Source organism: Thermosphaera sp. (genome assembly GCF_059755995.1).
This window is the reverse complement of sequence record NZ_DBOUKL010000049.1, coordinates 1-13048: the sequence shown is the minus strand read 5'-3', so window position 1 is coordinate 13048 and position 13048 is coordinate 1. Positions and strand designations below refer to the sequence as shown.

Below are 13048 nucleotides of genomic sequence, written 5' to 3'. Positions count from 1 at the left end.
AACCAAATAAAGGGGGCCGGGGGTTTCCGCGTTGTTGGCGGTTATCCACTACAGTCATGCTCCAGCTCTGGCGAACCCGGTTCTAGCCAAGGTTATACCTCCAACACTGGATGAAAACGGTACAATAACTGCTGCAACGGTTGAAGCAGTGTTGGGGAAGGCGGGAGAGCTTAAGGGACTGCTAGAGGAGGCGGCTGGGCAGGTGGAGGCTTGGAATTTAACAATACCTCAGCTTGTGTACTGGCATGTTGAAAGAGGCGACAACTTAACCGCTGAGGCAGAGGCGCTTCTTGAAACCAACATCACAGAAGCTTTCTGGCACGCTGTTGGAGGATACAGGGCTTACGTCAGAGGTTTCGCTGTGCTTGTTAAAAGCGTGTTTGCCCAGAAAATAAGGCTGGCCGCATCAGACTATGAAGGGTTAAGCAACAGGTTGATTGTTCCAAGAGGGCTGAAACTCCAGCTACTCTTGGTTTCCGAGAAACTGCCTCCTGAGCTAAGAGAGAGGATTAGGGCTAAGATAGAGGCCGGGGAGATAAGGAATTTCAAAGAATTAGTCCAGTACACTAGAACGGAGGCTATTCAGCTTAGAGAGAGATATAGGGCAATGCAGATCGATGCCGTTGCCAAGATTTTAACGGATTATGCGATAAAGCTCGAGGAGTATGCGTTTCCACTGAAAATGCGGGCTTGGAGGCATCAACACAATATTAGCAACGTGGCAGAACTCTACCAGTACTGCCGCCAGCTGGTTGAAGAAGTCGCTAACTCAACCAATTCAACAGGTTTACAGCTACTATACCAGAGCTTATACCAGTTCCAGCAGGAGCTGGAGATAGAGATGAGGAACATGTTCGAGAATGAAATCGTAAAGGTTAGGATGGGTAGGTAAATTAATATTGTTTTTTAAATGCCTCCTCATTCATAAATCTTCTTAGATGCTATATGTTTAACCAGAAAATTTTGGCTGTCATGATTGCTTTCACACTGGTATCGGCTTTCACACCAGTTTTCAATGGCGAGGCCGCATACTCGATATCAATCAATCTTTCCTATGATTTGCTGTCGAATACCGGGTTAATGGAGATAGTGCTCGATATTCCTGATTCTTCAAACACTACTATGTTTGAAATACCGTTAACTTTCATTGGTGAAGATGCATGGTTCAATATAGTCAACATCACAGCCACTCCCGAAGCAGGGAGTCTGATATACGAGTACAACGAGCATGATAAGATTTTAAGGCTAATAGCCTTGAACACCACACGCGCCACGGCATGGTTGATAGCGGAGAACATCACCGATAATTACGCGCCAGGCGTGTACGGGTTTTTCCTAAACCTGGAAGAATTCGCTGGCGCGGGCTCTGCGAGCTTTAAACTCTATGTTTACGGAAGTCACGGGGTCATGGTTGAAAATCTAGGTGGTAAAACATATAATGGAACAGTCTACTACTCAGATTCTTTCACAATTCTACAGATCGACCGTCCCGGCCTATACTTTGTACTGCTTCTAACAAATATTGAAGAACGCCCTGTTAACCAGCCCTCTTCAGCCATAGGCTTCAACACAATCATCGCTGTTATAGTAGCTCTTTTAGCGGTCGGGGCTTCAGCAGTTCTCATATACTTATGGAGGAGAAGAGTGTCGATCGAGTTTGAACCAGTAGCTACAAGGGACTTGTTAACCGATGAGGTAGTAAGAGATATTTTAATGGCTCTTGGAAAAGCCGGTGATAAGGGCCTTCAACAATCTGAACTAGTAAGCTTAACTGGTAGGCCGAAATCAAGCATAAGCAGGAGAATCAAGAAGCTTGAGGATGAGGGATACGTTAGCGTGTTGAGGTCGGGCAAGTATAACTACCTTAGACTAACTGAGAAAGGGTTTGAGGCTTTCAAGAAAATAGCTTCAAAGGAGAAGAGGAATGACTGAGCCTTTCCCCGTATTCGCAAACGGGTTCTTCACGGTTCAGGAGAACGGGGTTTTCAACGAATTAATTCTCTTCGAATACTATGACCCAGACCGGTACTATGAGTCTGTAGTTAGCAATCAAGACCGGCTGGACGAAGAATTAGAAACCCTTTCAAGAAACATGCAGTTCTACCTGGATCTGGAGAAGGTTTTAATCAATGGTTCAGAATCAACCCCTACCGTTTTAAACGTCAGCATCGGGTTCAGAGGCGATGCTAAGAGACCGTACATTCTCTTCATAGTAATTTTCAAAGGAAACCTGGTTAAAGGCTTAAATACTTATGAAAATTACTATGAAGAAGAGGTTGCAGAATACGATTATGAAGTTGTATGGCTATTCCCCAGTAAAGCCCGAGTCGTGCTAGCAGACCTGGGTGTTCCATATAAGGTGGAAGCGGGCGGCAGGGTTTTAAGATTCAATGTTAAAAAAGGAACCCGTATCAGAGGGTTTGAGAAAATATTGTTTGAAATTGATTGAAACCAATACTGTTAAAACCCTGCTTAACCCATATTTTAAAACGGCGGGGTTGATGCATGGGGGCCTCCCATGAGGGAGGACCTCTGAAGAATGATGTGGGGCCAAAGCGCTGAACCCGCCTTGTACGATTTGAAAACCCGTGATGAGTACGCCATCGCGTGAGACGTGATCGAACCCGATCAGGCTGAGGAGGATGTCCGGGATACCACTATACTGGAAGTATCCGTTTCTTCTTAGGTTAGAAGACGTAGTTCCAAACCCATACACCGTTCTACCCGTATTGATTGGGAATCCTGATGCCCCACTATATGAAAAGCTTCTTTCATACTTGAAGTTAATTGTTGAGAAAACCACGGTTCCACAGGATAGGTCATCCTACAATTCTGATCACGAGGTCATCGTCTTCTACTCTCTCGGGCTGGTCTCTAAAGCTATTAAGGAGCCGCAACTACTAGCTAGGACTGCTGTGGCTTATTCTAAGAGAGCTGGCTTCTTCCTTAGAAGTGAGAGCGATGAACTCCTGATTAATATTGCCAGAAAAATAGGTATCGGTGTAACCAAGTCAGTGCAGCCTCCCAGGCTTTTAAGAATTGTCAAGGAAGAGAGGGGTGCGAAACAGTTTGGATGGGAGTCCTTATCGTACAGTATCTCACTCACAGGCTTCATAAGACTCGTAGCCGGCAGACTTGAGCAGGACTCATCTTATAGTCTATCAAGCCAAATAGTTCACGAAGGGCTTGTATACGTGGATCGCAGACGGTTCACACGTTTGTTAGAGGAGGCGTGTTTCCACTATATTTTGAAAACTTATGAAGACCTTCAGCCCCCATCTGCTGATTTTCTAAATGGGATTGAACAATTAATTGCTGAGGTGGAACGATATCTCGAGAATGTAAAATGGTGGCGGAGAAGCTTTGTTAAAGATAGAGGTGTTGGCGGAGAAGTATCTGGGGTTGTAGAGGAAGCCTTCCCGCCTTGTATTAAAAAGATTCTCTCAACAATCAAATCAGGCGGCAACCCGAGTCACGAGGAAAGATTCAACCTAGCGGCTTTTCTCGTTAACATTGGATATGGTGTTGATGATGTTCTAGCAGTGTTTAGAACCACGGCAGATTTCGATGAAAAAATTGCGAGGTATCAGGTGGAGCATATTGCCGGGTTAAGGGGGAGTAGGAGGAAGTACACCCCTTACAGTTGTGACAGGATGAAATCGGTAGGTGCGTGCCCTATTCAGAATTATTGCGCTGGAGGAAGACACCCCTTATCTGTGTACAAGTATAATCTTAAACTTCTTAAGCAATCCACGGAGAAGCCTGAAACGGGGGGTTCCTCTTCTGCGAGCGAAACCCAGTAGCTTGCTTACCACGGCGTATACCAGGTATGCGGTAGCTGCATTGAAGACCAGGGTTGTTGCGATCACGTCGATTGAAGGGGGGACGTACTTGGGGTTTACCCCTTTCTCAGGAAACTCTGGTTTAAAGAGGAGCGTGACATTTTTGTTAAACCGGAAGAATATGCTTGAACAATTAGCTGGTTTAGTTGAATAATAAATTGTCGACCCTATGCTTGTATAATTCTTAAGTTCTACGTTAGAGTAGGAGATTTCAACCCCGTAAGGGGCTTCCACTATAATGAAGCAGGTGACGGGTTTTCCCAGGTTGATAGCTATAGTCTCGTTATCCACTATATCGGTAGTCACATTTATCGCGTTCTCGCCTAAGCTGTGAATCAGGATAAGGCTACCTGTGTATGTCTCCCCTTGGATTATGAAGTCGTAGACTACTCGTCCGAGAATTTCCCTAAAAGTGTGCCTGGCATTTTCCATGTAGATTACGGAGTGCATTGTTAGAGTGTTAACCCCTTCTACTTCTTGCTGCTCATCGAAGCTGACTAATATAGGTAGCTTGGACAGGGGCTCAACGTAAATGCTCCATCCTTGATCCCTTGTTTCATTAAACATCATTACTGTCAGGAAGTAGATGTAGTGGGCAGCGTCAACATCCATTCGCGTGAATCCTTGAAGGTGGAGTGTTCCCGGATAGTTCCTGAATTCGAAACTACCGTTTGTGAAGACAAGGATGAAGGGTTCGCTGGAGCACTCGGCTTCAAATATTATTGGTGGGGAAGGAGGTGTGAAAGTAGAGTTTTCCGGGTAGATTTTTACTGTTATGCTTGTAATGTTAATTATTCCTTCACATCTCCCTCTTTTTAAATTGTCAATATTGAAAGTAGTATTGAGAATGACCAAATACTCGTATGTTAATGAAAAATGCTCAATATCGTCAACGCCTGCTACTTTCCTAGCCCCTTCCATGGACGCGGTGATAGTAGTGTATCCTTTGTATGTCAGGATGATAGTTTTTTCCTGGCTTCCTTCTGCTCTTAGAGTCGCCGCGCCCTCCGCTATGATCAAGAAGACTAAGGCAATACCCAGTAGTTTCATGCGGCTCAAGGTTGGAGGCATTATTGACACTTTGAAATTATTATAAGGATTCTATCTAATAAGCATCACCGAGGATGCTCAGGGTGTTTCAATGGAGATAGAGATTGGTCACACTTCATCCGTTATATATGCTAGGTTGAAAGGAAGTGAGGAAAAAGCCTTTCTTAGATATAGTGTTGAAAACAACTCCATGTTGTTGCTGGAGACTTACACACCACCGGTTTTCAGAGGACAGGGTATTGCTAAGCGTTTAGTAGAGTATGCTATTGAGCTGGCGAGACAGAGAGGTTTAGCGATAATTCCGATATGTAGCTACACAGTATATTTCTTCATGAAGAACAGGGAGTATCGAAGCATACTACACTCGGATTACAGGGATTTAAGCGATGAGGAGTGGAAAAAACTATTTGATGAAGCTTTTTCACGTGAGAAATCAAAGCCTTCCTAGGGATGAGGAGGGAATGGTGAAGGTCAGAGTCAAGTATTTCCTATGGCTTGCTGAAAAAGCAGGTTGCTCCTTGGAGGAAGTCTCACTTAGTAACTCATCTCTTCTAAGCCTATTGGAACACATCAAGGCCTCTCGTCCAAGACTTTCGAGAATTATTGAAAGCATTATCCAGGGTAGGTCAGAACTCATTGTTCTCGTCAACAACGTCTCACCTAAAACCCTCACCGTAGAGCTTAAAGAAGGGGACGAGGTCGTCTTTATGCCTCCTGTATCCGGGGGTTAAAGTTAAAAATCTATTACTATGTTTAAGAATTATTGACGCCGCCGTAGCTCAGCCCGGTGGAGCGCCGGCCTTGTAAGCGTTTTGAGTAGGCCCGTCGAGAAAGCCGGTGGACGCGGGTTCAAATCCCGCCGGCGGCTTTTAAAAAGCTGTAAGATAGAAATTTAAGTTTTACCTTCATAGATAATAATTAGGTATTCTCAATATGCCTGGCCTAATCGAGAGGAAACAGGTAGGCTCTGATACGATCTCTCCCATAGGTTTAGGGACCTATGGGATAAAGAATTACTCAAAGGCTTTCGAAGCTTATGTTTATGGTTTGACAAACGGGATCGACCACGTTGACACGGCAGAGATGTATGACATGGGGAGAGCGGAGGAGTTTGTGGGAGAGGTTTTAAAGCAGGTAGGCAGGGATGGCGTATTTATCACCACTAAGATGCTACCCAATAGGCTGGACGATAGGGAGAAGATAGTTAGAGCAGCCCAGGAAAGCCTGAGAAGGATTGGCGTAAGCTATGTTGACTTATACCTTATACACTGGCCTAATGAAAGGCTGTCTATCACACAGCAGGTTCAGAATTTTGAGGTACTTGTTGACAAGGGCTTAACTAGGTATATAGGTGTTAGCAACTTCTCTCTTAGCCAGCTGAAAGAAGCTGTTTACGCTACCAAGAAAGCCCCTATTGTAGCTCTACAAGTCCATTATAGTGTGCTAAACAGGAGAGAGGTGGAGGAGCAGTTGCTACCTTACTGCGCGTTCCAGAAAATATTGCTTCAGGCCTACACTCCTATAGAGAGAGGCTCCGTTAAGGATAATCCCTGCGTTAGAGCAGTCAGCGAGAAAACGGGTAGGACACCAATACAGGTTGCGCTGAACTATCTAATTTCTCATGAAAACGTGGTAGCAATTCCTAAAGCTGAAAGAGTTGAACACGTTAAGGAATTGATAGGTGCAATGGGCTGGAGAATTCCAGAAGCCCATATAAACTATCTTAGAAAATGCCTTGAAGAACATTGATATTAGCCAAGGAAGTAATTCGTGAAAAATATAAGAGTCTTTTCTCTTAAAATCGTCATGAATGGTGGTTATTGTATTGGATGATGTAGAGTTAAAACTGACCAGCATGATGATTAAAAACCCGCGAATGAGCCTCCTCAAGCTTTCACGCGAGCTTGGGCTTAACTATATCTCGCTAAGGGAGAGGTTCAGGAAGCTTCAGAGAAACGGTCTCATAGATTTCAGGCTCGCAGTATCCCCAGCTCTTTTAGGAGACGTGGCAGGGGTTGTAAGGGTTAGGTGTAGCGAGGTAGACAAGATTGTTGGTAAAGCTTTAACCTGCAACAGAGTTATCTCGGCTGTAACGCTCAATGGTAGCGAGGCATTGCTCATACTCTACGGCAGGTCGAAGGATGAAATCGCAACCTTAGTCTCGGTTTTAACCTCCGAGCTTGCGGAGAAGGTTGAAGTAAACATTGAGTATGGCAAGATACCATTCGGGGAGAAAATATCGTTGAAGAACCCGGAGCCGGGGTGTAGCGGAGTATTGAAGTGTAGCAACTGTATACCCGTGCTAAGAAACAGGGGTAAGAACAATCACCAGCACTGATGCTTCTCACCAATATCGCTGAGAAGGGAGGCAACCTCCTCCTTAGAACCCTTCTTCCTCACAATGGTTATTCGCCTACTATACTCCGGGTTCAATTCGAGAATGATTTCAACAATTCTCTCGAACAGTTTTCTACCCTCGCTGTTCAAGTAATCATCGCTGAAAAAGCCGTTATCATTCTCGAGCAAGAAGGAGATTAGCCGGCACAGGTTTTTCGACAAAGATGTTTGATTTCTACCGGTTTTCGAATTCGCGGTCACAAGTCCTCGCGGCACGGGGGTTTGTTCAGTATTCCATTCTCCCTGAGCACTTTTTCAAGTAGGGGCATGACGAAGGAGATGCCTCCTTCACCGTTAATCTCAATGAGCTTTCTCCTCTCCCTGTAATACTCAATGATTGGTGTGAATGTTTGGTAGAAAACCCTGTACCTGTTCCTAACTATTTCTGGATCGTCGTCAGGACGCCGCACAAGCTTTGAACCATCGTAGTCGCAAATCTCATCATTCTTTGGCTTGGGTTCATAGTAAATGTTGTAAACCCTTCCGCAGACGGGACATATGACTCTGCCGCTAAGCCTCCTGACAGCTACCTCCTCGGAAACCAGCACATGTACTACCGCATCAACGGGAATGACCTCCTCCAGTGCTTTAGCCTGGTTGAGGGTTCTGGGGAATCCGTCGAGGATGAAGCCGTTTTCAACATCTTTTTCCTGAAGCCTTTTCTTAACAATCTCTATGACGATATCGTCAGGTACTAGTTCCCCTCTATCCATATATTGCTTAGCGATGAGCCCGAGCTGAGTACCTTTCCTTACCTCCTCCCTGAAAATATCTCCCGTACTTATGTGGGGGATGCAGTACTTATCCCTTAAATACTGAGCGTACGTTCCCTTGCCAGCGCCCGGTGCGCCTATCATGATTATTTTCAACATACTCCACCTGCATTTATGGGATATCGTCTCCAAGAATGGTGTTAATAGTTTTCAAGGTTAAAAATTAAAATCTGGGATCTTTGACCCCAGCCCACTCCAGAAGCTTCATGTATGCATGATACTTTGAAACCGCCTTGAAACCCGGTGGACCAGGCTTTTTCATGTAGAAAGCGTTCACCTCGTAAACTGTTCCATAACTCTCCCTGTCCAGAGCCATCTTGCCCAGCCTCACAAGGTCTACTAGCAGTCCCGCGAGAGCAGGGCTATCGTTTATCCTTGCAACAATGTAGAGTTCATCCTTGAATTCTCCGAAGCTGAGATATTCTATGATCATTGCCACGAATTTCTTATCGCCAAGCGGTTCGAGATAGCCTGTGGGACGGATATAGTTGGGCGCTTCATATCCCAGGATGTCTTCTACAATGCTGCTCTTAGTCTTCTTCTTCATAATGTTCCTCTCGGGAAGGTTTAGCGCGAGAAAGTCTGTATTTCCGCCGATGTTGAACTGGGCGATGTCGAGAACCCTCCTATTCCTCTCATACAAGTGTTCCAGCAGGTCAGCCGTCAACGGCGTTGCCCCTGTTGAACCGTCGTCGCCGAATACGACTCCCTTCTTCTGCTTGTAAAACTCTATGAAAGCGGGATCGTTCGCTATGGGTGAAGGAATCGCGTTGACGAATACTGCTGGCTTCACCTTTTCACAGTATAGTCCAACAGCGTAAGCGTATGCTTGCGAGGCGGTTACATCCTCCTCCATAACTCTTTTCTCAAGGTTTCCAAGCCTGCCAACGGGCTCAACGGGCTCCGTGGTCATAACGTTGATGAACACATCGATTTTCATGGATTTCCACTCATCTATCAACTCGAGAAGGGCTTGATGCAGGTCTTTCTCCTCTTCCCTCCCCCTTGCCTTAATAGGCAAGCCTTTCAGGCTGTTTAAGTGGATTCCTCTCCTAATCACAATATCTCTTAAACTGCCGGGTATGTTGTTGCCTGGGTAATCTCTTAAGGCTATGTCAAATACTGTTCTACCTATCTTTGATTCGTCCACGTCGTAGGACGCGACTATTTCAACATCCGTGTACTTGTATGGTAGCCAGTTTCTCAGCGGAACTCCATGATCCGGTATTTCATTATACTTCAGCTTCTCTAATCCAACCGCAAAATGGGTCGCCACAAGACCTTGACCGATTATTCCAACTCTTATCATTTTCCCACCCTAGATTTTGAGCTTCGCAAGCGTTTCCTCAATGAAGAGAACGCCTTGTTTGAAGGCCTCTACCCCCTTGCTGGTTGGTTCGTAGAGGGCTTCTTCCTTCACAGTTTTCTTGGCGAGCAACCCTTCCCTGTTCATCCTATAGATCACCGTGTAGACGGTGACAGCCGGGGGGTTGATGCTGAATCTCTCCCTAAGCCTTACCTTGACATCGTAGGCTTTAAGCGGCTTCGCTTCATCCAGCATGATCTTGATGATGTAAAGCCAAAGGTTTTCAAGGGTTAGTTTCTTCTTAAGTCTCACCAATGCTTTGGTATCGGACAAAAACACTCACCGTTTACAAATATTTGTGATCACAAATATAAAGATTATTAAGGAAGGAGCCTGGTCCTATCTCTCACGAAGAGGATTGCTTCTCTCACGTTCTCAAGGTTCAGCATTTTCATCAGCAATCTCTCAACACCTAATCCAAATCCCCCGTGCGGGGGTATTCCATACTTGAATGATTCAAGGTAGAATTGGAAATCATCCGGGTTTAACCCTTTCAGGATTATCGCCTCAACGAGTTTATCATACCTGTGCTCCCTCTGACCGCCGCTGGCTATTTCAAGACCCTCAAAGTCCAGGTCGAACTTCCTCGTGTACATGCCATCCTCCTCTCTCATATAGTAGAAGCCTGTGGCGTTCCAAGGGAAGCCTGTGATGAAGTAGAGCCTATGTCCCTTGCTTTTCATGATTTCTCCAAGTTTCCTCTCGGCGTGATCTGGAAGGTCCTCTTTCTCTGATACCTCGATTCCCTCGTTTTTCAACAGGTCTACGACTTCTGTGAATCTAAGTCTTTTGAACGGTGGGTTAACCTTCTCAAGGTTTACCCCTAGTGTCTCAAGATCTTCCTTATTGTTGTCTACCACGTAGTTCACGATATATGATACGAGGTTTTCCAGGGTTTCTAAAACATCCTCAACCCCATTTATGAATCCTTGCTCGACATCTATCCCCCACGATTCGTTTAAATGTCTCGGAGTGTTAAACTTCTCGGCTCTGAAGTACGGGGTTATCTCGTAGACGCGCGGATACGCGTTCATAAGTATCTGCTTATAGAGTTGCGGGCTCTGGCTCAGGTAAGCCTGGTACTCAAAGTATTCTACTTTGAAAAGAGTGGCACCTCCCTCAGCACCTGCTGCAACAATCTTAGGGGTTTGAACCTCGTGGAACCCGTTCCTCCTTAGATACTCTCGGGCAGCATGGAAAACCGATTCCCTGATGTTGAATATGGCTTTCTCAACAGGATTCCTGAGCAACAGCCACCTGTACTTTATGCGCGTGTCAAGCAGTGATGGGACCTTCCCGGAAACCTCCACAGGTAACGGTGACACAGGTTTTGAGTAGACTTCGATTTTCGACACTGTGTACTCGATGCCTCTCTTACTCTTCTGCTCAGCAGCTATTTCGCCCTCAAAGCACAGTGCGGTTCCAACGTCGAGTGTTTTCGAAACAGCGTATAGATCGGGCTCGCGCTCCTCTTTCAACACCAGCACACTGGGCTTCGACCGGGAGCTGACTACTTCTACGATTACCACCCTACCTATTTCTTTTTTTCTTAAAACCCATCCGCAGACGCGCATGCACCACACCATGCTAAGAGTTATTTAGAAGAACAGAGTTTTTAAACAGGAGTATTTACATCACTATATGTAAAATTAATAAGTCGGGTTTTCTAGATATATGATAAGGGCCAGATGCCTACGCTCTGCCCGCCAGACCCCCGGTTTAGTTGGATCACTCAGCATGATCCAGCGTGACCGGGTACCCTAGGGCAGAGCGGTGAGGGACGTCCCCGGGCGAGTCTGGAGGGACGTCCGTAGGCAGGCCACACCCCCTCAACACTTCTAAGAGTTTATCCACGTGGAGAATTGCGATTTTAATACAAGTGGTTGCTTCAAATATTTCATGAGGTATTCAACATGACTGTGAAAATGAAAAAATGCTTTAAGGCTTTAAGGAAGAAGATAGTTCTTCTAGCATTGCTTAATTTAATAGTAATAGGAATATCCTACTATCTCCCTTCGCTTCAAGCAGGGGGTTATGATTTCCAGGCCGATTACACTCCAACGCAATGGGTTTTAAGATTCAGGCTGTTGAACATTACACTATTCGTTACCCCTCCAACCGAGGATGTTACTGTTAGGCTGATCATCCCCGGAGTTTTGAACGAGACTGTTGCCTCATTCGAATACGTCCCTGGGCTATTGTTCTACGAGCCGAATGCTCTTCTCGAGAAAACATTGGATGAGCTGAGGAAGGATTTCTCACCAAACATTGATGTCAGGTTGGATTTAAGCGTGCCGGGATACCATCCAGCGATCCCAACATACGCCTATCACAGGAGGGACGGGGTTTGGGAGTTAAGGCTTCAATCCCCCGGTTACTTAGATGCTTACGCCGAGTTAGAGGTTCTGATGAAGGATCCCTTTGTTTCTGTAACTAACAATGGAGGGTTAACAGGCATTGTCAGGCTGACTGGAAAATCCCCCAACCAGTCGAAGGGCTTAGAGGTTGAGGTTCCACCTCACGGGGTAGCTGACTCGGTAATGGAAGGAGTTTTTACTAATGTAGAAGCGGATGTAAGGCTTTACTTGATTAACAGGTTATTATGCTTCAGCTACTTTGACGGTACCTTGTATTTTGCTTTGAGAGACAACATGATCCTTGTGATTCCACCCTTGTTACTAGCCGATTCCATATACCTGCTTCAAGCATGCAGAAAAACCATAGAGGGGGCTAAAAGAGGGACTAAAAAGATTTAAATATGAAACACCTATAACATTATATCGGTTGGTGTAACATATGAAGAAGTTAATATTAGCCCTACTAATCCCACTATTGGTATTATCAATAATATATGTCCCAGCTCCTGCAGAGGCACAGGCTCCTGTAAAAGGTCCAGCGAGCGATAAAGTAATAATGAAGAGAGTTCCCCTCGATCAGGTGCCGTCTGCTATCCGAAACCAGGAGATCGATTTATACATGTACAGTCTGAGGCCTGCCCAGGCCGAGCAGTTGAAGGATATTGAGGGGGTTGTGTTCTACCAGGCTCCTGCTGGTTTGATCGACATTATTATGAACCCGGCTCCTGTGGCTGTTGAAGTCTTAAATGGTACGTACGATGCCATTGGCGCGGCTGCAAGAATAGGAGTACCTAAGGATGCTGTGGTAGGCTTAAAGTACAATGGAACCCACACTTTCGTGTACTTAGGAGCTAAACCTGGAGTAGGTGTCAACCCGTTTGCGTTTAGGGAAGTAAGGTTCGCAATGAACTACTTGATCGATAGGGAGACAGCTGCTTACACGATATTGAAGGGCTATGCAGTCCCAATGTACACTTTCCTCAGCCAGTTTGACCCCGATTACTCGGTGATCGCTGACATCATCGCCATGAACGAGTTCAGGTACGACCCTGCCTATGCTGATCAACTGATCACGCAGACTTTACAGAGGATCGGTGCATCGAAATCAGGCGGTAAATGGCTGTATTACGGGCAGCCGATATCATTGAAATTCATCATCCGTATTGAGGATGAAAGATATGATATCGGAAACATGATAGCGAACGACCTAGACATGCTAGGGTTCGATGTTCAGAGAATCTACATGAGGTTTGCAGACGCAAT

16 protein-coding genes and 1 tRNA gene are annotated in these 13048 nt (G+C 45.5%); 11 read left to right on the top strand and 6 right to left on the bottom strand.

Annotated features, from left to right (window positions below; all coding sequences use genetic code 11):
* Nucleotides 1–31: 31 nt before the first annotated feature.
* From AC3OH0_RS05265 to AC3OH0_RS05250, 4 genes are all read left to right on the top strand, one after another.
* Nucleotides 32–892, top strand: coding sequence for a hypothetical protein (locus AC3OH0_RS05265; RefSeq protein WP_498345024.1), 861 nt, complete (start codon nt 32–34; stop codon nt 890–892).
* A gap of 80 nt (nt 893–972) precedes the next feature.
* Entirely contained in the window at nt 973–1932 is a 960-nt protein-coding gene (locus AC3OH0_RS05260) for a helix-turn-helix transcriptional regulator (protein WP_498345025.1), read from the top strand.
* On the top strand, nt 1925–2449 hold the full coding sequence (locus AC3OH0_RS05255; RefSeq protein ID WP_498345023.1) for a hypothetical protein: 525 nt from the start codon (nt 1925–1927) through the stop codon (nt 2447–2449). The genes AC3OH0_RS05260 and AC3OH0_RS05255 overlap by 8 nt, the downstream gene beginning before the upstream one ends.
* Nucleotides 2450–2642: 193 nt before the next feature.
* The gene (locus tag AC3OH0_RS05250; RefSeq protein WP_498345022.1) at nt 2643–3803 is read left to right on the top strand and encodes a DNA primase; all 1161 of its coding nucleotides are present in this window, start codon (nt 2643–2645) and stop codon (nt 3801–3803) included.
* Here the strand turns inward: AC3OH0_RS05250 and AC3OH0_RS05245 are convergent.
* Entirely contained in the window at nt 3711–4892 is a 1182-nt protein-coding gene (locus AC3OH0_RS05245) for a hypothetical protein (protein WP_498345021.1), read from the bottom strand. The two genes, AC3OH0_RS05250 and AC3OH0_RS05245, sit on opposite strands and share 93 nt — an antisense overlap.
* Nucleotides 4893–4983: 91 nt before the next feature.
* On the opposite strand from AC3OH0_RS05245, the gene AC3OH0_RS05240 reads away from it, so the two are divergent.
* From AC3OH0_RS05240 to AC3OH0_RS05220, 5 genes are all read left to right on the top strand, one after another.
* Nucleotides 4984–5340: a GNAT family N-acetyltransferase gene (locus AC3OH0_RS05240; protein WP_498345020.1), complete on the top strand. Its 357-nt coding sequence runs from the start codon at nt 4984–4986 to the stop codon at nt 5338–5340.
* A 13-nt stretch (nt 5341–5353) separates the two neighbouring features.
* Complete coding sequence (locus AC3OH0_RS05235) at nt 5354–5623, top strand: MoaD/ThiS family protein (protein ID WP_498345019.1); 270 nt, start codon at nt 5354–5356, stop codon at nt 5621–5623.
* A 37-nt stretch (nt 5624–5660) separates the two neighbouring features.
* Nucleotides 5661–5760, top strand: a tRNA-Thr gene (locus AC3OH0_RS05230).
* Between the two features lie 65 nt (nt 5761–5825).
* Complete coding sequence (locus AC3OH0_RS05225) at nt 5826–6641, top strand: aldo/keto reductase (protein ID WP_193435649.1); 816 nt, start codon at nt 5826–5828, stop codon at nt 6639–6641.
* Between the two features lie 76 nt (nt 6642–6717).
* On the top strand, nt 6718–7230 hold the full coding sequence (locus tag AC3OH0_RS05220) for an Lrp/AsnC family transcriptional regulator (RefSeq protein ID WP_193435650.1): 513 nt from the start codon (nt 6718–6720) through the stop codon (nt 7228–7230).
* Here the strand turns inward: AC3OH0_RS05220 and AC3OH0_RS05215 are convergent.
* From AC3OH0_RS05215 to aspS, 5 genes are all read right to left on the bottom strand, one after another.
* Nucleotides 7218–7490, bottom strand: a complete 273-nt coding sequence (locus AC3OH0_RS05215) for a hypothetical protein (RefSeq protein WP_498345018.1) — start codon at nt 7488–7490, stop codon at nt 7218–7220. The genes AC3OH0_RS05220 and AC3OH0_RS05215 overlap by 13 nt on opposite strands.
* Complete coding sequence (locus AC3OH0_RS05210; RefSeq protein WP_498345017.1) at nt 7487–8158, bottom strand: adenylate kinase; 672 nt, start codon at nt 8156–8158, stop codon at nt 7487–7489. The genes AC3OH0_RS05215 and AC3OH0_RS05210 overlap by 4 nt, the downstream gene beginning before the upstream one ends.
* Nucleotides 8159–8225: 67 nt before the next feature.
* The gene (locus AC3OH0_RS05205; protein ID WP_498345016.1) at nt 8226–9371 is read right to left on the bottom strand and encodes an inositol-3-phosphate synthase; all 1146 of its coding nucleotides are present in this window, start codon (nt 9369–9371) and stop codon (nt 8226–8228) included.
* 9 nt (nt 9372–9380) lie between these two features.
* Nucleotides 9381–9707, bottom strand: coding sequence for a PadR family transcriptional regulator (locus AC3OH0_RS05200; protein ID WP_498345015.1), 327 nt, complete (start codon nt 9705–9707; stop codon nt 9381–9383).
* Between the two features lie 41 nt (nt 9708–9748).
* Complete coding sequence (gene aspS / locus AC3OH0_RS05195) at nt 9749–11002, bottom strand: aspartate--tRNA(Asn) ligase (protein WP_498345014.1); 1254 nt, start codon at nt 11000–11002, stop codon at nt 9749–9751.
* Between the two features lie 339 nt (nt 11003–11341).
* On the opposite strand from aspS, the gene AC3OH0_RS05190 reads away from it, so the two are divergent.
* Both AC3OH0_RS05190 and AC3OH0_RS05185 read left to right on the top strand, forming a co-directional pair.
* Nucleotides 11342–12184, top strand: a complete 843-nt coding sequence (locus tag AC3OH0_RS05190; protein ID WP_498345013.1) for a hypothetical protein — start codon at nt 11342–11344, stop codon at nt 12182–12184.
* A 40-nt stretch (nt 12185–12224) separates the two neighbouring features.
* Nucleotides 12225–13048: ABC transporter substrate-binding protein (locus AC3OH0_RS05185; protein WP_498345012.1), on the top strand; the 824-nt coding region annotated here is incomplete at its 3' end.